At 37.1% G+C, this 22,976-nt stretch carries 28 protein-coding genes and 1 other annotated feature; of the genes, 24 read left to right on the top strand and 4 right to left on the bottom strand.

Annotation, left to right across the window (positions count from 1 at the left end):
• Positions 1–91: 91 nt before the first annotated feature.
• Entirely contained in the window at positions 92–1,435 is a 1,344-nt protein-coding gene (locus tag VK90_RS03835) for a TrkH family potassium uptake protein (protein ID WP_048370569.1), read from the top strand.
• Between the two features lie 34 nt (positions 1,436–1,469).
• On the opposite strand, the gene VK90_RS03830 is transcribed toward VK90_RS03835, so the two are convergent.
• Positions 1,470–1,835, bottom strand: coding sequence for a hypothetical protein (locus VK90_RS03830; RefSeq protein WP_048370567.1), 366 nt, complete (start codon positions 1,833–1,835; stop codon positions 1,470–1,472).
• 130 nt (positions 1,836–1,965) lie between these two features.
• Here VK90_RS03830 and ytfJ point away from each other — a divergent pair, with 130 nt between their 5' ends.
• On the top strand, positions 1,966–2,427 hold the full coding sequence (gene ytfJ / locus VK90_RS03825; protein WP_048370566.1) for a GerW family sporulation protein: 462 nt from the start codon (positions 1,966–1,968) through the stop codon (positions 2,425–2,427).
• A gap of 114 nt (positions 2,428–2,541) precedes the next feature.
• Positions 2,542–2,631 (top strand): hypothetical protein, encoded by a 90-nt coding sequence (locus VK90_RS03820; RefSeq protein WP_000608227.1) that lies wholly within the window; start codon positions 2,542–2,544, stop codon positions 2,629–2,631.
• A gap of 373 nt (positions 2,632–3,004) precedes the next feature.
• Here VK90_RS03820 and VK90_RS03815 read toward each other — a convergent pair whose 3' ends face one another.
• Both VK90_RS03815 and VK90_RS03810 read right to left on the bottom strand, forming a co-directional pair.
• Positions 3,005–3,244 (bottom strand): YkuS family protein, encoded by a 240-nt coding sequence (locus VK90_RS03815; protein WP_002149532.1) that lies wholly within the window; start codon positions 3,242–3,244, stop codon positions 3,005–3,007.
• An 84-nt stretch (positions 3,245–3,328) separates the two neighbouring features.
• Positions 3,329–3,568, bottom strand: coding sequence for a DUF3911 family protein (locus VK90_RS03810; protein WP_025147315.1), 240 nt, complete (start codon positions 3,566–3,568; stop codon positions 3,329–3,331).
• A 59-nt stretch (positions 3,569–3,627) separates the two neighbouring features.
• Between VK90_RS03810 and VK90_RS31185 the strand changes: the two genes are divergently transcribed.
• The 21 genes from VK90_RS31185 (at position 3,628) to VK90_RS03715 (ending at position 22,217) form a co-directional block, all read left to right on the top strand.
• Complete coding sequence (locus VK90_RS31185) at positions 3,628–3,843, top strand: hypothetical protein (protein WP_082147767.1); 216 nt, start codon at positions 3,628–3,630, stop codon at positions 3,841–3,843.
• Positions 3,844–3,984: 141 nt separating this feature from the next.
• Complete coding sequence (gene ilvE, locus VK90_RS03805) at positions 3,985–4,881, top strand: branched-chain-amino-acid transaminase (protein ID WP_025147314.1); 897 nt, start codon at positions 3,985–3,987, stop codon at positions 4,879–4,881.
• A gap of 16 nt (positions 4,882–4,897) precedes the next feature.
• Positions 4,898–5,124 (top strand) — a binding site (T-box leader).
• A 73-nt stretch (positions 5,125–5,197) separates the two neighbouring features.
• Complete coding sequence (ilvB, locus tag VK90_RS03800; protein ID WP_048370561.1) at positions 5,198–6,898, top strand: acetolactate synthase large subunit; 1,701 nt, start codon at positions 5,198–5,200, stop codon at positions 6,896–6,898.
• Entirely contained in the window at positions 6,895–7,404 is a 510-nt protein-coding gene (gene ilvN, locus VK90_RS03795) for an acetolactate synthase small subunit (RefSeq protein ID WP_048370559.1), read from the top strand. The genes ilvB and ilvN overlap by 4 nt, the downstream gene beginning before the upstream one ends.
• Positions 7,405–7,430: 26 nt before the next feature.
• Positions 7,431–8,441, top strand: coding sequence for a ketol-acid reductoisomerase (ilvC, locus tag VK90_RS03790; RefSeq protein WP_025147312.1), 1,011 nt, complete (start codon positions 7,431–7,433; stop codon positions 8,439–8,441).
• Between the two features lies 1 nt (position 8,442).
• Positions 8,443–9,963, top strand: a complete 1,521-nt coding sequence (gene leuA / locus VK90_RS03785; protein WP_048370558.1) for a 2-isopropylmalate synthase — start codon at positions 8,443–8,445, stop codon at positions 9,961–9,963.
• A gap of 76 nt (positions 9,964–10,039) precedes the next feature.
• Entirely contained in the window at positions 10,040–11,104 is a 1,065-nt protein-coding gene (gene leuB / locus VK90_RS03780; protein ID WP_002171054.1) for a 3-isopropylmalate dehydrogenase, read from the top strand.
• Positions 11,104–12,498: a 3-isopropylmalate dehydratase large subunit gene (gene leuC, locus VK90_RS03775; protein WP_048370556.1), complete on the top strand. Its 1,395-nt coding sequence runs from the start codon at positions 11,104–11,106 to the stop codon at positions 12,496–12,498. The genes leuB and leuC overlap by 1 nt, the downstream gene beginning before the upstream one ends.
• Positions 12,476–13,057, top strand: coding sequence for a 3-isopropylmalate dehydratase small subunit (gene leuD / locus VK90_RS03770; RefSeq protein WP_048370555.1), 582 nt, complete (start codon positions 12,476–12,478; stop codon positions 13,055–13,057). Before leuC ends, leuD begins: the two co-directional genes overlap by 23 nt.
• Before the next feature lie 308 nt (positions 13,058–13,365).
• Entirely contained in the window at positions 13,366–14,628 is a 1,263-nt protein-coding gene (locus VK90_RS03765) for an ATP phosphoribosyltransferase regulatory subunit (RefSeq protein WP_048370553.1), read from the top strand.
• Positions 14,604–15,239 (top strand): ATP phosphoribosyltransferase, encoded by a 636-nt coding sequence (gene hisG, locus VK90_RS03760; RefSeq protein WP_033719325.1) that lies wholly within the window; start codon positions 14,604–14,606, stop codon positions 15,237–15,239. The genes VK90_RS03765 and hisG overlap by 25 nt, the downstream gene beginning before the upstream one ends.
• Positions 15,240–15,250: 11 nt before the next feature.
• Complete coding sequence (gene hisD, locus VK90_RS03755; protein WP_048370549.1) at positions 15,251–16,540, top strand: histidinol dehydrogenase; 1,290 nt, start codon at positions 15,251–15,253, stop codon at positions 16,538–16,540.
• Entirely contained in the window at positions 16,540–17,124 is a 585-nt protein-coding gene (gene hisB / locus VK90_RS03750; RefSeq protein ID WP_048370546.1) for an imidazoleglycerol-phosphate dehydratase HisB, read from the top strand. Before hisD ends, hisB begins: the two co-directional genes overlap by 1 nt.
• Positions 17,125–17,754: an imidazole glycerol phosphate synthase subunit HisH gene (gene hisH, locus VK90_RS03745; RefSeq protein WP_048370544.1), complete on the top strand. Its 630-nt coding sequence runs from the start codon at positions 17,125–17,127 to the stop codon at positions 17,752–17,754.
• On the top strand, positions 17,727–18,446 hold the full coding sequence (hisA, locus tag VK90_RS03740; RefSeq protein WP_048370541.1) for a 1-(5-phosphoribosyl)-5-[(5-phosphoribosylamino)methylideneamino]imidazole-4-carboxamide isomerase: 720 nt from the start codon (positions 17,727–17,729) through the stop codon (positions 18,444–18,446). Before hisH ends, hisA begins: the two co-directional genes overlap by 28 nt.
• A complete protein-coding gene (gene hisF, locus VK90_RS03735) occupies positions 18,440–19,198 on the top strand; it encodes an imidazole glycerol phosphate synthase subunit HisF (protein WP_048370539.1) in 759 nt (252 codons plus the stop codon). Before hisA ends, hisF begins: the two co-directional genes overlap by 7 nt.
• Positions 19,195–19,500 (top strand): phosphoribosyl-AMP cyclohydrolase, encoded by a 306-nt coding sequence (hisI, locus tag VK90_RS03730; protein WP_002171064.1) that lies wholly within the window; start codon positions 19,195–19,197, stop codon positions 19,498–19,500. Before hisF ends, hisI begins: the two co-directional genes overlap by 4 nt.
• A gap of 10 nt (positions 19,501–19,510) precedes the next feature.
• On the top strand, positions 19,511–19,834 hold the full coding sequence (gene hisE, locus VK90_RS03725) for a phosphoribosyl-ATP diphosphatase (RefSeq protein ID WP_025147301.1): 324 nt from the start codon (positions 19,511–19,513) through the stop codon (positions 19,832–19,834).
• Between the two features lie 12 nt (positions 19,835–19,846).
• On the top strand, positions 19,847–20,866 hold the full coding sequence (locus VK90_RS03720; RefSeq protein WP_048370537.1) for a histidinol phosphate phosphatase domain-containing protein: 1,020 nt from the start codon (positions 19,847–19,849) through the stop codon (positions 20,864–20,866).
• 68 nt (positions 20,867–20,934) lie between these two features.
• A complete protein-coding gene (locus VK90_RS27525; RefSeq protein WP_053081327.1) occupies positions 20,935–21,099 on the top strand; it encodes a YozQ family protein in 165 nt (54 codons plus the stop codon).
• 137 nt (positions 21,100–21,236) lie between these two features.
• The gene (locus tag VK90_RS03715) at positions 21,237–22,217 is read left to right on the top strand and encodes a 2-hydroxyacid dehydrogenase family protein (RefSeq protein ID WP_048370535.1); all 981 of its coding nucleotides are present in this window, start codon (positions 21,237–21,239) and stop codon (positions 22,215–22,217) included.
• A 31-nt stretch (positions 22,218–22,248) separates the two neighbouring features.
• Here the strand turns inward: VK90_RS03715 and pssA are convergent, their stop codons facing one another.
• Complete coding sequence (gene pssA, locus VK90_RS03710) at positions 22,249–22,950, bottom strand: CDP-diacylglycerol--serine O-phosphatidyltransferase (RefSeq protein ID WP_000285417.1); 702 nt, start codon at positions 22,948–22,950, stop codon at positions 22,249–22,251.
• Between the last annotated feature and the right edge of the window lie 26 nt (positions 22,951–22,976).

Raw genomic sequence — 22,976 nt, 5'->3', positions numbered from 1 at the left:
TTATGAGAGTATAGGGATTTATCCTGCTATTAATAGTTTCTTTCTAAGTTAGTCGGATAAAAGCTTCACTTAAATTAAGGGAGTTAATGACATGGAAGTAGCAAAAAAACAAGGGTTGTATAATCGTTTTATACGATTAAATCCACCACAAATTTTAGCATTAGGCTTTTTTTGTTTAATTGTGGTCGGGGGTTTGTTATTAAAGTTACCGTTTGCAACGAAAGTACATATTAGTTGGGTAGATGCTTTCTTTACGGCAACGTCAGCAGCGACTGTAACAGGATTAGGTGTTGTAGATACTGCAAGTACGTTTACGATGTTTGGTCAAATTGTTATTCTGTTTTTAATTCAAACAGGTGGTCTCGGTCTTATGACGATAGCCATTTTAATTGTTTGGGTATTAGGTAAAAAAATTGGTTTGCGCCATCGATTATTAATTGGAGAAGCATTTAATCAAACAAGTATTGGTGGTCTTGTGAAATTAGTGAAACGAGTTTTTATTTTTTCTATTTGTATTGAGCTGATTGGAGTCATCTTTTTATCGATTCGCTTTATTCCAGAGTTTGGATTTGGAAAAGGTTTGTACTATAGTGTTTTCCACGTTATTGCGTCATACAATAATGCTGGCTTTGCTCTTTGGTCAGATAATTTAACAAGATATGTAGGAGATCCTATTATTAATATTGGGATTTGCTCTTTAATTGTAATAGGAGGGTTAGGGTTTACCGTATTAATCGATATATGGTATAGCCGTAGTTTCCGAAAACTATCGCTTCACTCAAAAATCATGATTGTTGGAACGATAGCCCTTAACATTATTGCGATGATTGTGATTTTTGTATTGGAATATAATAATGTGAAAACATTAGGGAGCTTACCTTTAAATGAAAAGTTATGGGCTTCTTTCTTCCAAGGAATTACACCTCGTACAGCTGGCTTTAACACGATTGATTATGGCGGTATGGAAGAGTCATCGATACTATTTACGATGGTATTAATGTTTATTGGTGCAGGAAGTGTATCGACAGGTGGTGGAATTAAGTTAACGACATTCGTTATTTTAATTACATCAGTCATTTCCTTTTTTAAAAAGAAGGAGGATTTTGTATTATTTCAGCGTACTGTCAAAATGTCGACAGTAACAAGAGCATTAGCAATTGTCGTTGCTAGTCAAATCCTTATTTTTACAGCAGTATTTTTATTAATGCTTACAGAAAATTTCAGTTTTATTCAATTGTTATTTGAGACGATTTCAGCGTTTGGAACAGTTGGATTAACAATGGGGATTACTGCAAAGCTAACGGCATTTGGAAAATGTATTATTATGTTTGTTATGTTTTGTGGATTAATTGGCCCGTTAACACTTGTGTTCTCTTTGGCACGACCAGCGAAACAAAAAATTAAATATCCATCAGAAGATGTATTTACAGGATAAGGTATCTCGCATAATGCGAGATACCTTTTTCATTTTAAAAAAGAGAGAACAATAAGCCAATAATCGCCGCTCGGAATAAAATTGCAATGAGTGCAGCGATACCACCAATAATCGCTGCGGTACCACCAGTTACTGTAGCTCCACGATTATAAGCGTAAATGCCTAGTAGTACAGAAACAAGACCAAATAGTGTTGGGAAGGTGAAGAGTGATAATATAGATAAGGCAAGAGCGATAAAGCCAGCAGTTGATCCAGCGGCGGACGATCTTACATCCTCTTTATCGTCTTTATCATAATCAATGCGCTGTGGTGCAACTTCAGCTGCGTATTCTTCTTTATAGTCACTATAATCACTATCTATTCGATCTCTTTTTTTATACTCATCAAATTTCTCAGTCAAAGTAATGACTCCTTTCATAACAAGGTTCGATAATAGTATGTATCTCTTTACCGTTTTTATCCGGGTGTGGACAGGGAGTGATATCCAATTAGAAGATGAAAATTGTTTTTTCGAAATAGGAAAACTTAGTATGACTTCCTCTATTTTGGAAAGTATAAAAAAGAATAATGAGGAAAGGGTGCTGTACATAATGGAACATCCAATTGAAAATTTAATGAAAACAGCAATGACAAATTTAAAAGAGATGGTAGATGTAAATACGATTGTTGGAAGTCCGGTTTCAACAGCCGATGGAAATGTAGTATTAACAGTATCCCAAGTTGCTTTCGGGTTTGGAGCTGGGGGAAGTGATTTTAAAGGGGATTTTTCTCATGAGAAAAATAGTGGTGGACATGGGCAACAAAAAGAGATAAAACAAGGGCATCCTTTTGGAGGTGGAAGTGGTGCTGGTGTTTCCATTAGTCCGGTGGCTTTTTTAGTTGTAGGTTCTAATGGGGTGCAAGTATTACATTTAAATAGTAGCACGCATTTAATCGAAAAAGCTTTAAATGTTGTACCAAGTACTGTAGATAAATTTGTGAACGGTCGCTAAAGGTGAACTTGCATTTTTTAGGAATTGTGATATATTAGAAAAAGTGTGCTTAAGGACGATGGAAATAATTGAAATGTAAATATATATGATGTGCGAAATAAGGGAGAGGAATTTATGATTAATATCAAAAATTTGGTAGTCGGCTTATTTATGCTAGTAAGCGGATTTGTTGTATATGTAATAAAAGAAAAAGCTCCATTTTAAAACAGACAAACCGTTGATGTCTGTTTTTTATTTGCGAAAATAGTTGACAGTTTATCTTATTGGTGTTAGAATTTTAATTCGTGTCTCGGTTACAGCTAGTGTAAAGTGAATATCTCTTATGAATACAATATGAAAAGTTTGCGAAAGATCGGGTAATCTTATCAACAACTTTTGTGAACAAACCCTATAAATTGTATTTGTAAGCTTTATATGTATACTAGTGAATCAAGGAGCGGTCAGTGGAACCGTAATGATGAGAGAGAGGTAGGGCTTTCATCCAGTATATGTTACTTTCCCGTTAGGTGAATATAAAAAAGAGGGCTCCTTGTGAAAAGGAGCCCTCTTTCTTTTGTGTATTGTGATTTGTAAAAATTTAAATGCGACTTTCAACCTGCTGACAAATTTCATCTGTTGTTAAACCATGAGCTGTAATTACCGATCCTTTTATTGATGTATCTGCAATACCCATCATATTAGAATCTTGCCCAGTTACAACACAACAATCGCACCCTTGTGCATCATGTTCTGAGTTAAGTGTAACGACTTCATGTCCATGTTGCTGAAGAGCTTGTTGAACATCTGTTAACGAGTTTTCAACGCCAATTCTAGCCATAATTCTCACCTCCTACCATCTAGTTACTAGTATGCTCAAGTTTTTAGCATATATTATAAAAAGATGGTAGAAGAGTATATATGTTTAGTCGTTATATACGCCAGTAAGCATTTGACTAACGAATTGATCATTTAATGTATCTTGTGCTGAAGCGTTATTAGAATGAATATCAATTGAAGCAGTAAAGTTATTATATTCTCTGTTACTAGGCTCTACCTCTACGTAATTGTTGAATTTACAAAGCCCTTTCGTATCCATTAGATCAAATAGTTGCAGCATTTCTACTACCTCTTGTCTTGTTCCTTTAATTTGTACACACGCCATTTTTATTTCCTCCTTCATTTTGACAAATTGTTTTTTAAAAATAGGATTATGATTGCGAAATGAAAAATATGAATGTTATTTTTAGACAGCGTTATTTTTGTTATTTTCCCCCTTTTTCACCAAAAGTCGTTGTTTATTCCCGAATATATAAAATCGGACGTCCGTTTATTGAATACAATAGATTCGCACCATTTACCGAAAATCCTTCTCTTAAACAAATATTTTTTTTAGTGGAAATTAGCGAAAAAAATATTTTGACTTTTTGTAAACGTTAACAACGTTGTTAAATCAATATAATTAAAGATGTATGTACGATTAAAAATTATAAATTTTCTAAAAATTCACTTGATTTATTTGAAAAGGAGAGTAAACTAGGAAACAATAAAAAATTCATAGAACATAGGGGGCGCTTTCAAGTGAACGAGCAGTGGATTTTCTTAAATGGAGAATTTGTTCCAAAAGACGAAGCAAAAGTTTCAGTATATGATCATGGCTATTTATATGGCGATGGGGTGTTCGAAGGAATTAGAGTATATAGCGGTAATGTTTTCCGTTTGAGAGAGCATCTTGTCCGGTTATATGAATCAGCGAAATCCATCATGTTAGAAATTCCATATACGTTAGAAGAAGCGACGAAGATCGTTGTTGAAACGATTCAACAAAACAAACTATCTAATGGATATATTCGACTCGTTGTATCAAGAGGACCAGGGAATCTTGGATTAGATCCCGATTCTTGTACGAAACCAAATGTAGTAGTAATTGCAGAACAATTATCTTTATTCCCACAAGAATATTATGAAAAGGGAATTCCGATTGTAACAGTTGCAACGCGTCGCAATCGCCCAGATGTTTTATCACCTCAAGTAAAATCTTTAAATTACTTAAATAATATTTTAGTTCGCATTGAAGCGAAACTAGCTGGAGTACAAGAAGCACTTATGTTAAATGATCAAGGATACGTAGCTGAAGGCTCTGGCGATAACGTATTTATTGTAAAAGGAAATAAATTAATTACACCACCAAGTTCTGCTGGAGCGTTAGAAGGTATTACGCGAAACGCAATTTTAGAAATCGGTGAAAAACTTGGGTATGACGTAAGAGAAGAATTATTTACAAGGCACGATGTATATGTAGCTGATGAAGTATTTTTAACAGGAACAGCTGCTGAAGTAATTGCTGTTACGACAGTAGATGGAAGAACGATTGGTTTAGGAAGAACAGGGCCACATACGAATCGTTTATTAGAAGAATTCCGTAAATTAGTTGTAGAAGATGGAGAGAAAATTTACGAAGAAAATAAAGTTGGATAATAGCTCTTTACGACATGATAAAGCGTTGAAAGGGAGGAGTAGTTGACTGTGAAGCCTCACAGAGAGTCGGTGGTTGCTGGAAACCGATGGTTCACGTCGACGAACATCACCCTTGAGTGCTAAGCTGAAGCGTTTGTTTAGGCTTAGACGGTAGCTCCGTTATTAGCTAGACTCATCCCGAGTCACTGAGGCAAGAGTATTCTTGCAAAGAAGGGTGGTACCGCGAAATCTTTCGTCCCTTCAGCACATAGCTGGAGTGTGGACGTAGGATTTTTTTATTTTATAAATGTTTTAAAAAAGGGGGCTTATAAGAAAAATGTCTTCAAAAACGGAAGAGAAACTGGCAACTGGTGCACAGCTATTGTTAGAAGCGCTAGAAAAGGAAGGAGTAGAAGTAATTTTCGGTTATCCGGGTGGTGCTGTTTTACCTCTATATGATGCACTTTATGATTGTGAGATTCCGCATATTTTAACGAGGCATGAACAAGGTGCGATTCACGCTGCTGAAGGGTATGCAAGAATTACAGGAAATCCAGGAGTTGTAATTGCAACAAGTGGACCGGGCGCTACAAATGTTATTACGGGTCTAGCTGACGCGATGATTGATTCATTGCCACTTGTTGTATTTACAGGGCAAGTAGCAACAACGTTAATCGGAAGTGATGCTTTCCAAGAAGCGGATATTATGGGGCTTACGATGCCGGTGACAAAACATAATTATCAAGTGCGAAAAGCATCGGATTTACCTCGAATTATTAAAGAAGCATTTCACATCGCTAGAACAGGAAGACCGGGACCAGTCGTAATTGACCTTCCGAAAGATATGGTAGTAGAGCAAGGCGAGCGATGTAGCGACGTACAAATGGATTTACCAGGATACCAGCCTAATTACGAACCGAATCTACTACAAATAAACAAATTATTACAAGCGATTGAGACTTCAAAAAGGCCGTTAATTTTAGCTGGAGCAGGTGTATTGCATGCGAAAGCATCGAAAGAATTAACAAATTTTGCCCGTAAATATCATATTCCAGTTGTTCATACATTACTTGGTCTTGGTGGGTTTCCACCAGATGATGAACTATTTCTAGGGATGGGAGGAATGCACGGTACATACACCGCAAACATGGCGTTATATGAATGTGACTTACTTATTAATATAGGTGCAAGATTTGATGATCGTCTTACTGGGAATTTAGCTTATTTTGCTAAAGAAGCGATTGTCGCGCATATAGATATTGATCCAGCGGAAATCGGGAAAAATGTTCCGACTGAAATTCCAATCGTTGCGAGTGCGAAGCAAGCATTAGAAGCTCTACTCAAATTTAAGGAAGGGGAAGTAAACCACAATGATTGGCTCACACTATTAAATAGTAGAAAAGAAAAATATCCTTTTTCTTACAAAGAACATGCGGAACGTATTAAGCCTCAATATGCAATTGATATGCTATATGAAATTACGGAAGGGAAAGCGATTGTAACAACAGATGTTGGGCAACATCAAATGTGGGCAGCCCAATATTATCCGCTGAAAGATCCAGATAAATGGGTAACCTCGGGAGGATTAGGAACGATGGGCTTCGGGTTTCCGGCAGCAATTGGTGCACAAATCGCAAAGCCTGAAGAATTAGTTATTGCAATCGTCGGTGATGCTGGATTTCAAATGACGCTACAAGAACTTAGTGTATTAAAAGAGCATTCTTTACCAGTTAAAGTTTTTATTTTAAATAATGAAGCTTTAGGGATGGTAAGACAATGGCAAGATGAATTTTATAATGGGCGATATTCGCACTCTTTACTTTCGTGTCAACCAGATTTCGTTGCGCTTGCCAATGCTTATGGCATAAAAGGTGTTCGTATTGAAGACCCACTTTTTGCAAAGCAACAATTAGAGGAAGCGATTGAATTAAGAGAGCCAGTTGTAATTGATTGCCGCGTACTTCAATCCGAAAAGGTAATGCCGATGGTTGCCCCAGGAAAAGGCGTTCATCAAATGGAGGGAGTGGAAAAAAGGTGAAGAGAATTGTTACAGCGACAGTTCGAAATCAAAGCGGTGTGTTAAATCGAATTACAGGTGTTATGACACGAAGACATTTTAATATTGAAAGTATTTCGGTAGGCCATACGGAATCATCGGATATTTCGAGAATGACGATTGTTGTACACGTTGAGAGTGAACAGCAAGTTGAGCAGTTAATTAAACAACTTCATAAACAAATCGATGTACTGAAAGTATCAGATATTACAGAAGAAGCGATGATTGCTAGAGAACTTGCACTTATTAAAGTAGCAACTTCTGTCGCAAGAGCAGAATTATATAGTTTAATTGAACCATTTCGAGCCACTGTAATAGATGTTGGGAAGGATTCCATAGTGGTGCAAGTAACAGGTACTCAGGAGAAAGTAGAAGCGTTAATTGAATTACTTCGTCCATATGGTTTGAAAGAAATTGCAAGAACAGGTGTAACGGCTTTTACGCGCAGTATGAAAAAGCAAGATAAACAAGTTATGTTAATTCAATAATCATTTAAATATAGGGGGAAAAGAAAATGGCGAAAGTTTATTATGAAAAAGATGTAACGGTAAATGTATTAAAGGAAAAGAAAGTAGCAATCATCGGATACGGATCACAAGGTCATGCGCACGCGCAAAACTTACGTGATAACGGATTTGATGTAGTAGTTGGACTGAGAAAAGGAAAGTCATGGGATAAGGCGAAAGAAGATGGATTTTCTGTATATACAGTAGCGGAAGCAGCAGAAAAAGCGGATGTAGTAATGGTTCTACTACCTGATGAATTACAGCCAGAAGTATATGAAGCCGAAATTGCATCAAATTTACAGGCTGGAAATTCCCTCGTATTCGCACATGGCTTTAATGTTCACTTTGATCAAGTAAAACCGCCAGCTAATGTAGATGTATTTCTAGTAGCACCGAAAGGTCCGGGACATCTAGTACGTCGTACGTTTGTTGAAGGGGGAGCCGTTCCGGCATTATTTGCAGTATATCAAGATGCAACAGGAGTTGCGACTGAAAAGGCACTTTCATATGCAGATGGAATTGGGGCGACGAGAGCAGGTGTATTAGAAACAACGTTTAAAGAAGAAACAGAAACAGATCTATTTGGAGAGCAAGCTGTACTTTGCGGCGGAGTGACTGCACTTGTAAAAGCAGGGTTTGAAACGCTAGTTGATGCAGGATATCAGCCTGAACTTGCATATTTTGAATGTTTACATGAACTAAAACTAATTGTTGACCTTATGTATGAAGGCGGACTTGAAAATATGAGGTATTCAGTTTCAGATACAGCGCAGTGGGGTGACTTCGTATCGGGACCACGTGTCGTGACAGAGCATACGAAGAAAGCGATGGGGGAAGTGTTAGCAGAAATTCAAGATGGTACATTTGCAAGAGGATGGATTGCCGAGCATAAAGCAGGAAGACCTCATTTCCAGGCGACAAATGAGAAAGAAAACGAACATCAAATCGAAGTAGTTGGGCGTAAATTACGTGAGATGATGCCATTTGTACAGCCGCGAGTAAAGGTAGGGATTAAATAATATGAAGCAAATTTTGTTCATGGATACGACGCTTCGTGATGGCGAACAATCACCTGGAGTTAATTTAAATGAACAAGAGAAGTTGCAAATTGCAAGGCAACTAGAGAAGCTTGGAATTAATGTAATGGAAGCTGGATTTGCAGCGGCTTCTGAAGGGGATTTTCAATCGGTAAAGCGTATCGCAAATACAATTCAAAATGCTACGGTTATGAGTTTAGCTAGAGCGAAGGAAAGCGATATTCGAAGAGCATATGAAGCAGTGAAAGGTGCTGTATCTCCTCGTTTACACGTGTTTTTAGCTACAAGTGATATTCATATGAAATATAAGCTTTGTATGTCAAAAGCAGATGTATTAGATAGTATTCATCGCTCGGTTATGCTCGGGAAATCATTATTTCCGACAGTACAATTTTCAGCAGAAGATGCGACAAGAACATCGAGGCACTTTCTAGCTGAAGCAGTAGAAGTTGCGATTAGAGCAGGAGCGAATGTAATCAATATTCCTGATACAGTTGGATATACGAATCCAGAAGAATATTATTCTCTCTTTAAATATTTACAAGAATCCGTTCCTTCTTATGAGAAAGCAATTTTCTCTTGTCATTGTCACGATGATCTTGGGATGGCAGTAGCGAATTCATTAGCTGCGGTTGAAGGCGGAGCGTTACAAGTAGAAGGAACCATTAATGGAATTGGAGAAAGAGCGGGGAATGCAGCTCTAGAAGAAGTCGCGGTTGCTCTCCATATTAGAAAAGATTTCTATGAAGCAGAGTCCTCTATGACGTTAAAAGAGATTAAAGCGACAAGTACATTAGTAAGTCGTTTAACAGGTATGGTTGTACCAAAAAATAAAGCGATTGTTGGAGCAAATGCATTCGCCCATGAGTCAGGTATTCATCAAGATGGTGTTTTAAAAGAAGTGACGACATATGAAATTATTGAACCGGCGCTTATAGGTGAATCTCAAAATCTATTTGTACTTGGAAAACATTCTGGACGTCACGCATTTACGGAAAAAATGAAAGAACTAGGCTATGAATTTACAAACGAAGAACGAGATGCGGTGTTTGAAGCATTTAAAAAATTAGCTGATCGAAAAAAGGAAATTACAGAAGAAGATTTGCGTGCGCTTATGCTTGGTGAAGCAGCATTTTCGGCGCAACAATATAGCATTACGCAATTGCAAGTACATTTCGTATCAAATAGTACCCAGTGCGCAACAGTTGTACTGAAAGATGAGGAAGGAAATATATACGAAGATGCAGCAACTGGTTCTGGAAGTATTGAAGCGATCTATAATGCAATTCAAAGAATTTTAGGGTTAGAATGTGACTTAGCGGATTATCGCATACAATCTATTACGCAAGGTCAAGATGCACTTGCACATGTTCATGTTGAATTAAAAGAAGGAACTCATCAAGTATCAGGTTTTGGTGTTGCGCAAGACGTATTAGAAGCATCGGCGAGAGCGTATGTCCATGCGGCTGGAAAATTGAAATCTTTTATAACTGTTGTGAAATAAGTGTTTGATAGGTGAGGAATTCTTTCCTCACCTATCAAAATAAAGTTCTGAAAATTCTGTCAAAGGGGTGCTCAAATTGGAAAAACGTATCGTTTGTTTAGCTGGTGATGGTGTTGGTCCAGAAATTATGGAAAGCGCAAAAGAAGTATTGTATATGGTAGAGAGGTTATACGGTCATCGTTTTTATTTACAGGATGAGCACTTTGGTGGAGCTGCCATTGATTTAACTGGGCAACCATTACCACAACGAACACTTGCCGCTTGTTTAGCGAGTGATGCGGTTTTACTTGGGGCAGTTGGTGGACCGCGATGGGATAGTGCGAAAGAAAGGCCGGAGAAAGGACTATTAGCTTTAAGGAAAGGACTTGGTGTATTTGCAAATGTTCGCCCTGTAACGGTAGAAAGCTCAACTTCGCATTTATCACCATTAAAAAACGCTGATGAAATTGACTTCGTTGTCGTTCGTGAATTAACAGGTGGTATTTATTTTTCTTATCCGAAAGAGCGCACGGAAGAAGTAGCAACAGATACTCTTACGTATCATCGCCATGAAATTGAACGTATCGTTTCTTATGCTTTTCAATTAGCGAGTAAGAGAGAGAAAAAAGTAACGTCTATTGATAAGGCGAATGTTTTAGAATCTAGTAAATTATGGAGAACTGTTACGGAAGAAGTAGCTCTTCGTTATCCTCATGTTGAATTAGAGCACATTTTAGTAGATGCAGCTGCTATGGAGCTAATTCGGAACCCGAGGAGATTTGACGTTATCGTAACAGAAAATTTGTTTGGTGATATTTTAAGTGATGAAGCGTCTGTATTAGCAGGATCGCTAGGAATGCTTCCATCAGCGAGTCATGCGGAAAACGGACCGTCTTTATATGAACCTATTCACGGATCAGCACCAGATATTGCTGGAAAAAATAAAGCAAATCCAATTGCAATGATGCGTTCGGTTGCAATGATGCTTGGACAGTCGTTTGGATTAACAAGAGAAGGAAATGCGATTGAAGAGGCCATTTCTGCAGTTCTTCAAACTGGAAAATGTACAGCGGATATTGGCGGAGATGAGACGACAACTTCATTTACGAAGGCGGTTATTCAAGAAATGGAAGAGCAGGCGCTAGTAGGGAGAGGACGATAATGGGAAAAAGATTACTAGATAAGCTTTGGGAAAGACATGTAGTTGCAACAAATGAAAATGGATTGGATTTATTATATATCGATCTTCATCTCGTTCACGAAGTAACTTCACCGCAAGCCTTTGAAGGCTTGCGGCTTGCAAATCGAACTGTTCGGAGACCGGAATTAACGTTTGCAACGATGGATCATAATATTCCAACGAAAGATGTTTGGAATATTACCGATCGCATTGCGAAGCAGCAGTTGGATACACTTCGTGACAATTGTAAACAATTTCAGGTGCGATTAGCTGATATTGGTGATGAAGAGCAAGGAATCGTTCATGTTATCGGACCGGAGCTTGGACTCACACAGCCAGGGAAAACGATTGTTTGTGGTGATAGCCATACAGCAACCCACGGTGCTTTCGGTGCTTTAGCGTTTGGTATTGGTACGAGTGAAGTAGAGCATGTATTAGCAACGCAAACGTTGTGGCAACGAAAACCGAAAGCGATGGGGATTGAATTAAAAGGAAAGTTACCGAAAGGCGTTTATGCAAAGGATATTATTTTGCATCTTCTCTCAAAGTACGGTGTAGCGGTTGGAACAGGGTATGTAATGGAATTCTATGGAGAGACGATCCGTGATATGGATATGGAAGAGCGAATGACACTTTGCAATATGGCAATTGAAGGAGGAGCGAAAGCAGGCATTATCGCACCGGATGAAAAAACATTTTCTTATGTAAAAGGGCGTAAGTATGCACCGAACGACTATGAATCTTTCAAGAAAAAATGGTCGGAGCTCTATACAGATTCAGATGCGATTTATGATTTACATATTTCAATAGATGTTACGGATTTAGCGCCGTACGTCACTTGGGGAACAAATCCAAGTATGGGTGTTCGTATTGATGAAAAATTACCAGAAAAACAGGATGGAAATGATGAAAGAGCATTTTCTTATATGGGATTGAGCCCTGGACAAAGTACTTTTGAAATTCCTGTTAAGCATGTCTTTATTGGTTCTTGTACAAATTCACGTTTATCTGATTTAGAAATTGCCGCAGCTGTTGTAAAAGGGAGAAAAGTAAAAGAAGGTGTGCGAGCACTCGTTGTGCCTGGATCTAAAAGGATAAGAGAAGCGGCGATGCAAAAAGGATTACATCACATATTTGAAGAAGCTGGATTTGAATGGAGAGAGCCTGGATGTTCAATGTGTCTTGGGATGAATCCAGATCAAGTACCTGAAGGAGAACATTGTGCTTCTACTTCAAATCGTAACTTTGAAGGAAGACAAGGGAAGGGAGCGAGAACACATTTAGTAAGCCCAGCTATGGCAGCAGCGGCTGCATTATATGGGCATTTTGTTGATATTAGAAAGGAGAGTTATGATGGAGCCATTTCGTATTCATAAAGGTACGGTCGCTGTACTTATGAATGATAATATTGATACAGATCAAATTATTCCGAAGCAATACTTAAAGAGAATTGAAAGGACGGGATTTGGAAAATATTTATTTGATGAGTGGCGTTACGATAATGAGCGTCATGAAAATCCTAATTTCCCCCTTAATGATCTGGACAGAAAAGGAGCAAGTATATTAATTACAGGTGATAATTTTGGATGTGGTTCTTCAAGAGAACATGCTCCTTGGGCGCTTGCTGATTACGGTTTCCGCGTTATTATCGCTGGAGGATTTGCAGATATTTTTTATATGAATTGTATGAAGAATGGTATGTTACCGATTGTAATGGATAAAGAGATGCGTGAACAACTTGCCAAAACGAATGCGAGAGATAAAATAGAAGTTGATTTAGAGAATGAAGTAATTACAACGAATACGCACAGGCTTCATTTTACAATCGAGAAAATGTGGAAAGAAAAATTATTAAATGGTCTAGATGAAATTGCCATTACGATGCAATATGAACAAGAAATTGGAGAGTATGAAAGAAAAGTAGCTTCATATTAAGAAATAACGGAGTATTAAAAATGTATTTACATTCAGAATTATCTGTTATATACTATGTAAAAATCAGAGGAGAAAGGGAGTAAGTGTTATGAATACAATACAATCTATTAAAATGCTTACACAACTACATCATCATACATGAAACCCTTGAACCTAACGTGAAAACGTGTAGGTACAAGGGTTATTCCCGTTGTACCTACACTCTACTAAAGAGCCTTGTAGGTATTTTGTCTACAAGGCTCTTTTTATTTTCGGTTTGGGTGAATGGAATGGGCATATATTAAAGAGGGAAGGGTGTGTGAATTCAGATGACAAAGTGGAAGCGGGCAAATCCGAATGGAACGAGAGATTACTTATTCGAAGAATGTACGTTAATTGAAGAAGTGGAACAAAAATTAAGACGTACATTTTTAGAGAGAGGTTATGAAGAAATAAGGACACCTACAATTGAGTTTTACGATGTTTTTGCATTTCAAAACAGGCCGATAGATGAAGAAAAGATGTATAAGTTTTTTGATGAAAAAGGACGGATTATCGTTTTGCGCCCAGATATGACAATTCCTTTAGCAAGAGTAATTGGAACACAGAGAGGGGATATTCCTCTTAAAGTAACGTATAGCGGGAATGTATTTCGGGCGAATGAGTCTCTTACTGGGAAATATAATGAAATAGTGCAAAGTGGTATTGAAATTATCGGAATTGATAATGTAAGGGCTGAAATTGAATGTGTGATAAGCGTAATTCAAGCACTTCAAAAATTGAAGGTGCAATCTTTCACAATTGAGATTGGGCAAGTGCAGTTATATAAATGTATTGTAAAAAAGCTCTCCATTAATGATGAAGAAGAAAAGTCACTTAGGACGTATATTGAAAGTAAAAATTATGCCGCACTCTCACGTTTTATCGGAGAAAAGAAATTAAATCGGTGTGATGAAACAGTAAGATTACTTGAGAAATTACCAAGATTATTTGGGAATTTAGAAGTCATTGAGGAAGCGGAAAAACTTGCTTCAAGTAATGAAATGAAAAAGGCAATTGCAAGGGTGAAAGAAATGTATGAAACAATTGAAAAGTTAGGATATGGCTCTTACATATCAATTGATTTAGGTATGATTCAACATTTGGATTATTATACGGGTGTTATTTTCAAAGGGTATATATATGAAATTGGAGAAGAAATCGTTAGTGGCGGAAGATACGATGAGTTAATTAGCAATTTTGGAGAAATGATGCCAGCGGTTGGACTCGCGGTGCAAGTAAATCAAATTGTTAAGGCACTTCAAGAGCAGCAAGAACCATATAAACGAAAGCAAATAGATATTATGATTCATTATGAGTTAAATAGTTTAGCAGAAGCAGAAAGATTACGAAATTTACTTCAAAAGGACGGGAAGAAAGTGGAGTTATCTCTATTCTCTAATTTAAACGACAGTTTTCAATTTGCAAAAAAGAATAAAATAATGACGGTCGTTGAGACGAAGAGTGAGTCATTGGTGGAATATGTATGGAGAGAGAAATGGATCATCCAGAAAGAAGGGGAGGCTTCATGCGTAACATTCAAATTGCGTTAACGAAAGGTAGATTAGAAAAGCATGTTATTCCACTGTTTGAGAAAATTGGAATTGATTGTTCAGAGCTCAAAGATAAAGGAAGGAAACTGGTGTTTAAAAGTAAAAACACAAATATTTCATTTATTTTAGTGAAAGCGGTGGATGTTGCTACTTATGTGGAACATGGCGTAGCTGATATTGGAGTCGTTGGAAAAGATATTTTAATGGAATGTGAGAAAGATATATATGAGATGGTGGATTTAGGAGTAGGTGTGTGTAAATTTTGTGTCGCTTCTATTCCTACGTATAATCCGAAGAGTTACCGAAAGAAACGAATTGCTACGAAATATCCGCACATTACTTCCACTTATTTTCATGATAAAGGGGAGGATGTAGAAATTATTAAAATAGAAGGATCCGTAGAGATTGCTCCGCTTCTGGGATTGGCAGATGCGATTGTTGATATAGTTGAAACAGGAAAAACATTACAAGAAAACGGATTAATTGTATTTGAAGAAATGTGTTCTATATCAGCTCGGATGATCGTGAATAAGGCTGCGTTGAAAACTAAAAAAGACGAAATATTCAGTATTATAAATAAGATGGAGCAAGAAATTTTGTCAGGGAAATAGGGGGACTTGAAATGGAGATAGTGTATGAAGATTTCCGAGAGGCGTTATCGAAAATAAAATTGCTACGAGAAAGCGCTAATATAATAGAAGAAACTGTTCAAAGAAGTGTAAGAGAAATTGTTCAAAACGTAAGGGAGAGTAAAGATGAGGGTGTATCGTTCTATACAAAAAAGTTTGATGGTGTAGAGATAAAAGATTTTCGTGTAAGTGAGCAAGAAATAAAACAAGCAAGTAAGTTTGTAGAACATTCTTTTTTAGAAGCGTTAAAAGAAGCGAAGAAAAACATTGTCTCGTATCACGAAAAGCAAAAAAGACAATCTATGTTCGATTGTGAAAGTGAAGGGGTAATTAGAGGGCAGCTCATTCGGCCGTTAGAAAATGTAGGTGTGTATGTGCCAGGTGGAACAGCTTCGTATCCTTCATCAGTATTAATGAATGTATTGCCAGCAAAACTCGCAGGTGTAAAAAAAATTGTAATGGTAACACCGCCGAGACAAGGAGGAATTGATCCGCATATATTAGCTGCTGCAAGCCTTGCAGGTGTAGATGAAATTTATATGGTCGGTGGTGCTCAAGCAATTGCTGCTCTAGCATACGGAACAGAATCGATTCCTAAAGTAGATAAAATAGTTGGGCCAGGGAATTTGTATGTCGCTCTAGCGAAGCGAGAAGTATACGGGATAGTAAATATAGATATGATTGCTGGACCGTCAGAAATTGTAGTTATAGCAGATGAAACAGGAAATGCCAATTATATTGCTGCGGATTTATTATCACAAGCAGAACATGACGAAAGGGCGACAGCTATTTGTATTACAACGAATATACAGCTTGCTAAAGAAGTAGAAAGAGAAATAGAAAGACAGTTAGAGACGTTGCCAAGAAGTGAAATCGCTCGTGAATCAATAAAAAGAAATGGAGCAATTTTTATTGTTCCTTCTTTAGAAGAGGCGTTTCAATTATCAAATGAAATTGCTCCAGAACATTTAGAGTTACATATAAAAGAGCCAATGAATGCTCTAGCTTATGTAAAGCATGCAGGATCAATTTTTCTTGGCCCATATGCACCTGAACCGCTCGGAGATTATTTGGCAGGACCGAATCACGTATTACCGACAAGTGGAACGGCAAGGTTCTTCTCTCCGTTATCTGTCGATGATTTTGTGAAAAAATCAAGCTTTATTTCTTATACGGAAGAAGCGTTAAAAAGTGTACAACATCATATTGTAGAACTCGCAAATAAAGAAGGTTTACATGCACACGCGAGAGCGATTCAAATTAGGTTTAAGGAGGAAGAATAATGCGCCAATCTAGTCAAGTACGTGAGACGACGGAAACGAAAATTAAATTAAGTTTGCAACTTGATGAAAGTACGAATGTTTCTGTGCAAACGGGAGTTGGATTTTTTGATCATATGCTAACTTTATTTGCAAGGCACGGAAGATTTGGTTTGCAAGTTAAAGCTGAAGGTGATGTATTCGTTGATGCTCATCATACAGTTGAAGATGTTGGAATTGTACTCGGAACTTGCTTGAAAGAAGCATTGCAAAATAAAGAGGGAATTAACAGGTACGGATCGGCATATGTGCCAATGGATGAGTCTTTAGGATTTGTCGCAATTGATATAAGCGGGCGCTCATATATTGTGTTTCAAGGTGAATTAACAAATCCGAAGCTTGGAGATTTTGACACAGAACTAACGGAAGAATTTTTTAGAGCAGTTGCCCATGCTGCAAATATTACATTACATGCTCGCATACTATATGGAAGCAATACACATCACAAAATTGAAGCTTTATTTAAAGCATTCGGTCGAGCGCTTAGAGAAGCAGTCGATAAAAATGACAAGATTACTGGCGTAAATTCAACGAAAGGAATGTTGTAATTGATTGCAATTATAGATTATGGAATGGGAAATATTCGCAGTGTGGAACAGGCATTAAAATATATTGGAGCAGAGTATATCGTAACGGATGATATAGAAGAAATATTGAGAAGTGATGGAGTTATTTTACCAGGAGTAGGTGCATTTCCGAAAGCGATGGACGTTTTAGAAAAAAAAGATTTAGTATATGTGCTAAAAGAAGTTGGAAATTCAGGGAAACCGCTTCTGGGCATTTGCTTAGGAATGCAGCTTTTATTTAAAAAAAGTGAGGAACTACAAAACTGTAACGGATTAAATTTATTGCCAGGTGTCATCCGAAAGTTAAAAGTTCCTTATAAAATTCCACATATGGGGTGGAATGAATTAAAAAAAGAAGGAGAAATATCGCTTTGGAATGGAGTAGAGGACGGTTCTTTCGTATATTATGTTCACTCTTATTATGCAGATTGTCCAAATGAGATTGTATATGGCGCAAGTGAGTATGGAGTGAAAGTACCTGGTTTTGTAGCAAAAGGAAATATATTCGGTGCACAGTTTCATCCTGAAAAAAGTGGCGAAATTGGGATGCAAATGTTAAAAAATTTCAAAGAGGTGGTAGAAGCATGGAAATCTTCCCAGCTATCGATTTAAAAGAAGGACGATGCGTCAGGCTGTATCAAGGAGAATTTAGTAAAGAAACGGTGATGAATGAAGATCCGGTTGCGCAAGCGATTGTATTTGAAAAACTTGGAGCGAAAATATTGCACATCGTTGATTTAGATGGAGCAATTGCTGGGGAAGCAGTAAATTTGCCTGTTATTGAAAAAATATGCAGGGCGGTGCGTATTCCGGTGCAAGTTGGAGGGGGAGTTCGGTCACTTGCGGTGGTGGAGAAGCTATTATCGGTAGGTGTAGAAAAAGTGATTTTAGGGACTGCTGCACTGTATGATAAATCATTTTTAGAAGAAGCGGTTCGTCTATATAAAGAGAAAATTATTGTTGGAATTGATGCGAAAAATGGTTTCGTAGCAACGAGGGGCTGGTTAGATTTATCTGAAATTTCTTACATCGATTTAGCGAAGCGAATGGCAAGTTTAGGTGTTCAAACGATTGTGTTTACAGACATATCGAAAGACGGGACGCTTGCAGGACCAAATTTTGAACAATTAGAGTTACTGCAAAAAAATGTGGGCATTCGTGTAATTGCATCTGGAGGTGTAGCATCTATTCAAGATGTGAAAAGATTAAATGATATGAATATATATGGCGTTATCATTGGGAAGGCACTTTACGAGAAAACGATTGATTTAGAAGAAGTGTTAGAGGTTACAAAGTTATGTTAGCGAAACGAATTATTCCATGTCTAGATGTAAAAGAAGGTCGAGTAGTAAAGGGAGTGAATTTTATAGGATTACAAGACGTCGGTGATCCTGTTGAAATAGCAGCTTTATATAATGATGCGGGGGCAGATGAAATCGTATTTTTAGATATTACTGCGACGCATGAAGGGCGAAAAACGATTATAGATGTTGTAGAAAAAACTGCTTCAAAAGTATTTATTCCTCTTACAGTTGGCGGGGGGATTGCAAATGTTCAAGATATGTATAATCTTCTAAGAGCTGGAGCGGATAAAGTTTCAATTAACTCAGCTGCAGTGCGAAATCCAAAGCTAATCCAGGCAGGTGCAGAACATTTTGGATCGCAATGTATTGTCGTAGCAATCGATGCTAGAAAAGTAGCCGAAGATAAATGGAATGTATACGTAAATGGCGGAAGAATTGATACGGGAATGGATGCAATAGAATGGGCGAAGCGTGTCGTTAAGCTCGGAGTAGGAGAAATTTTGCTGACGAGTATGGATGCAGATGGAACAAAAAATGGATATGATCTTCGTTTAACAGAGGCAATTTCAAACAGCGTTTCCGTCCCAGTAATCACATCAGGGGGATGTGGTCATGCGGATCACATTTTAGAAGTATTTCAAAAAACAACAGTTGATGCAGCATTAGCAGCATCAATCTTCCATTATGGTGAAGCAACTGTACAGGATGTAAAGAAAAAATTAAGAGAAGCAAACGTTGAGGTGCGGTTATGAAACCTAATTTTTCAAAAGGTTTAATACCGGTAGTTGTTATCGAGGAAGATACGAACGAAGTTTTAATGCTAGCTTATATGAATGAAGAAGCGTATGAAAAGACGCTGGAAACGAAAAGAACATGGTTTTATTCCCGCTCGAGACAATCGTTATGGAATAAAGGAGGAACATCAGGAAATGTCCAATATGTTCAATCCCTTTATTTAGATTGTGATCAAGATTCAATTGTTGTTGTTGTAAAGCAAGTAGGACCAGCTTGTCATACGGGAGAGAAAACGTGTTTTCACTACAAAATTATATAGGGGGATACATATGGAAGATATCTTTAAGTTATTATTTGAAACAATTGAAGAACGAAAGAAAAATCCACTTCCTGAATCATATACTAATTATTTATTTTCGAAAGGAGAAGATAAAATTTTAAAGAAAATTGGTGAGGAATGTGCCGAAGTAATCATTGCTTCTAAAAATAATGATAAAGAAGAACTAGTAAAAGAAATGGTTGATGTGTTTTATCACTGTTTTGTTCTATTAGCTGAAAAAAACATTTCATTAGAAGATGTCATGCAAGAAGTAACAGAAAGAAATGGAAAGCTTTCAAGAGTAGGGGACCGAAGAGAAATAGATACATTATAAGGGGGAATATGGATGAAAGTGGACTACCACCTTCATTTAGAAGAAGGGCCGTATTCAATAGGTTGGCTTGCTAAAATAAATGAAGCACTACAATATTATGAACCGCTTAAAGAAGAAAAGCATTCAATAGGCTGGCTTGTGAAAACACAAGAACGCCTGCAAAGACGTGTGAAGGAAGGTCCATTTACAACGAAATGGATTGATTTATATTTAGAAGAAGCTTTGCGAAAAGGTATAAAAGAAATTGGTATTGTCGATCACTTATACCGTTTTCATGAAGCGAAAGGATATTATGAAAAGTATGTAGATATTAGTGATTCTAAGCTTGGTCGTTTACAAAAAGAATGGTTAGATCAAGTAAGAGTAACGTCTATTTATGATTTTACAAAGGCGATTGAAGAGGCAAAAGAGCGATGGAGAAAACGAGGGATAACGCTCAAACTTGGAATTGAAGCAGATTATTTTATCGGTGGTGAACAAGAGTTAAAAGGCTTACTAGCATTAGCAGATTGGGATTACGTAATCGGCTCGGTCCATTTTATAGATGGATGGGGATTTGATAATCCAGATACGAAAGAGTATTTTGATACGCATGAGTTACATACTTTATATCATACGTTTTTCGCTACAGTTGAAAGTGCCGTTCGTTCCGAGCTTTTTGATATTATAGCTCACCTCGATAACATAAAAGTATTTAATTATCGATTGGATGAGAATGAACAGCTTTCTTATTATAAGGACATTGCTCGTGCGTTAGTGGAAACAAATACAGCAACAGAAATAAATGCGGGGTTGTACTATCGCTATCCTGTGCGCGAAATGTGTCCAAGTGCGCTTTATTTACAAGTATTAGCTAAGCATGGAGTTCCAATTACTCTATCCTCAGATGCCCATTATCCGAATGATTTAGGAAAGTATGTGGAAGAGAATATAAAGACATTACGCAATCATGATATTTCTCATATAGCTACATTCACGAAACGAGTAAGAACGATGAGAGTGCTTGAAGAAGAAGTAACAATTTCAAAATGAACCACGATTTTTTGATGAAAACCACCCTTTTTGTTCAAAATAAGAAGGAATGAAAAGGAGGGTGAAAAATGGCGAAACAACAAAATAAACAAAATGTTCAAGTGGCGGATCAAGCTTATACTTCTGAAACGAATAATACAGCTAACTCTGTTATTGAGGAACAAATTAGCGATACAGTTGCAGAAGGAACAATCGATGCGAAGCTTGGAAAAGAATCGCAAGAAAAAGCGTAAGAAGAGAGGAGAGAAAGATCTCCTCTTTTCTTATGGGAAAAAGTGTCGATTTTCAAAACTATAATCAAATTCCTTGGTTTTTATATGTGGATTTCTTACAATAAAATATAAGAGATATCTTATTTTATATAGAAGAGGTGTTAGTAGTGGCGAAAATATTAGTGGCAGGAAATATTCCAGAAATCGGATTAGAATTATTAAAAAATCATGATGTAGAAATGTATAATAAAGAAGAATTAATTAGTGTAGAAGAGTTAGCGGAACGTGTAAAAGATAAAGATGCACTTTTAAGCTTACTTTCTACGAAGGTAACGAAAGAGGTTATTGATGCAGCACCAAACTTGAAAATTATTGCAAACTATGGCGCGGGTTACGATAATATTGATTACACATATGCTGGAGAAAAGGGGATTGCTGTTACAAATACACCGAAAGTATCTACAGAGGCAACAGCGGAGTTAACATTTGCAATTCTTTTAGCTGCAGCAAGACGAATTCCTGAAGGGGATACATTATGTCGTACAACTGGATTTAATGGCTGGGCACCACTATTTTTCTTAGGCCGAGAAGTATATGGTAAAACAATTGGAATTATTGGTCTTGGAGAAATTGGGAAAGCAGTAGCAAAACGTGCGAAAGCATTTGGAATGAATGTTTTATATACGGGGCCAAATCGTAAGCCTGAAGCTGAGAATGAGCTAGAAGCGACATATGTAACGTTAGAAGAACTATTACAAACAGCAGATTTTATTACAATTAACTGTGCGTATAATCCAAAGCTGCATCATATGATTGATGAAGAACAATTTAAAATGATGAAGAAAACAGCGTATATCGTAAATGCTGCACGTGGTCCAATTATGAATGAATCTGCACTTGCGCATGCACTAGAAACAAATGAGATAGAAGGTGCAGCTCTCGATGTATTCGAATTTGAACCGAAAATTACAGAGAAATTAAAAGGATTGAAAAACGTAGTACTTACTCCTCATGTAGGAAATGCAACATTTGAAACGCGTGATGCGATGGCTGAAATGGCAGTTAGAAATATTTTAGCTGTATTAAAAGGGGAAGAACCTGTAACACCTGTAAATCAAAAAGTTTTAGTTGAAAAATAAAAAGAAACCTTCCGAATTCGGAAGGTTTTTCTTATTTTTCTTTATTTGCTTTTTTAGACGGTCTTTGTCTAATAAATTGAGATAGCATATACAAAATATAAAGTGGAATGGCAATGAATAAGAAAACAGAAAAATTACCAAAACCTGTTTGGTACATTGTGATAATGATTCCAACTAAAAATAGTGTAATAATTATGCTATATCGTGGAATTGGTACATCTTTTAAACTTGGGATACGAATGCGGCTCACCATTAAAAATGCGAACGTTACAAATACTGTAATAAGAACGATTTTTGGAATGGTATGTGAAAATAATGTTAAGAAGGCGACAAGCCCTCCTGCTGCAGTAATCGGAACTCCAGTGAAATATTTCATAGAAGTAGAAGATGGTGTTACATTAAATCGTGCTAAGCGATATGCTCCGAACAGAGGGAATAATCCCGCTATGTATAGTCCAATGATTCCGTAGTTGGAAAAAGACGTGTAATACATTAAAACAGCAGGTGCTGCACCAAATGTTACAACATCCGCGAGTGAATCAAGCTCTTTTCCCATTTGCGAATCAACGCGTAATAAACGAGCAACACGACCATCAAGACTATCTAACATCATCCCGATAAGTACTAAAATAGCAGCTGATTTATAATATCCTAAAGATGCATAGCCGATTGATAAAAATCCGCTATATAAATTTCCGAGCGTAAATAAGTTTGGAATAGCTGCTCTATACAAAATCTGATCCCTTGCTTTCTGTTATA

This window comes from Bacillus sp. LK2, assembly GCF_001043575.1.
In the GTDB taxonomy this organism is placed as follows: Bacteria; Bacillota; Bacilli; order Bacillales; family Bacillaceae_G; genus Bacillus_A; species Bacillus_A paramycoides.
This window is presented reverse-complemented; position numbering and strand designations above follow the sequence as displayed.

Bases quoted from the DNA above. Each gene is read 5' to 3' on its own strand.
- VK90_RS03835 (WP_048370569.1), top strand. From the start codon at position 92: ATGGAAGTAGCAAAAAAACAAGGGTTGTATAATCGTTTTATACGATTA.
- ytfJ (WP_048370566.1), top strand. From the start codon at position 1,966: ATGACTTCCTCTATTTTGGAAAGTATAAAAAAGAATAATGAGGAAAGG.
- VK90_RS03820 (WP_000608227.1), top strand. From the start codon at position 2,542: ATGATTAATATCAAAAATTTGGTAGTCGGCTTATTTATGCTAGTAAGC.
- VK90_RS03815 (WP_002149532.1), bottom strand. From the start codon at position 3,244: ATGGCTAGAATTGGCGTTGAAAACTCGTTAACAGATGTTCAACAAGCT.
- VK90_RS03810 (WP_025147315.1), bottom strand. From the start codon at position 3,568: ATGGCGTGTGTACAAATTAAAGGAACAAGACAAGAGGTAGTAGAAATG.
- VK90_RS31185 (WP_082147767.1), top strand. From the start codon at position 3,628: ATGAAAAATATGAATGTTATTTTTAGACAGCGTTATTTTTGTTATTTT.
- ilvB (WP_048370561.1), top strand. From the start codon at position 5,198: ATGTCTTCAAAAACGGAAGAGAAACTGGCAACTGGTGCACAGCTATTG.
- ilvC (WP_025147312.1), top strand. From the start codon at position 7,431: ATGGCGAAAGTTTATTATGAAAAAGATGTAACGGTAAATGTATTAAAG.
- leuA (WP_048370558.1), top strand. From the start codon at position 8,443: ATGAAGCAAATTTTGTTCATGGATACGACGCTTCGTGATGGCGAACAA.
- leuC (WP_048370556.1), top strand. From the start codon at position 11,104: ATGGGAAAAAGATTACTAGATAAGCTTTGGGAAAGACATGTAGTTGCA.
- leuD (WP_048370555.1), top strand. From the start codon at position 12,476: ATGGAGCCATTTCGTATTCATAAAGGTACGGTCGCTGTACTTATGAAT.
- VK90_RS03765 (WP_048370553.1), top strand. From the start codon at position 13,366: ATGACAAAGTGGAAGCGGGCAAATCCGAATGGAACGAGAGATTACTTA.
- hisG (WP_033719325.1), top strand. From the start codon at position 14,604: ATGCGTAACATTCAAATTGCGTTAACGAAAGGTAGATTAGAAAAGCAT.
- hisD (WP_048370549.1), top strand. From the start codon at position 15,251: ATGGAGATAGTGTATGAAGATTTCCGAGAGGCGTTATCGAAAATAAAA.
- hisB (WP_048370546.1), top strand. From the start codon at position 16,540: ATGCGCCAATCTAGTCAAGTACGTGAGACGACGGAAACGAAAATTAAA.
- hisA (WP_048370541.1), top strand. From the start codon at position 17,727: ATGGAAATCTTCCCAGCTATCGATTTAAAAGAAGGACGATGCGTCAGG.
- hisF (WP_048370539.1), top strand. From the start codon at position 18,440: ATGTTAGCGAAACGAATTATTCCATGTCTAGATGTAAAAGAAGGTCGA.
- hisI (WP_002171064.1), top strand. From the start codon at position 19,195: ATGAAACCTAATTTTTCAAAAGGTTTAATACCGGTAGTTGTTATCGAG.
- hisE (WP_025147301.1), top strand. From the start codon at position 19,511: ATGGAAGATATCTTTAAGTTATTATTTGAAACAATTGAAGAACGAAAG.
- VK90_RS03720 (WP_048370537.1), top strand. From the start codon at position 19,847: ATGAAAGTGGACTACCACCTTCATTTAGAAGAAGGGCCGTATTCAATA.
- VK90_RS27525 (WP_053081327.1), top strand. From the start codon at position 20,935: ATGGCGAAACAACAAAATAAACAAAATGTTCAAGTGGCGGATCAAGCT.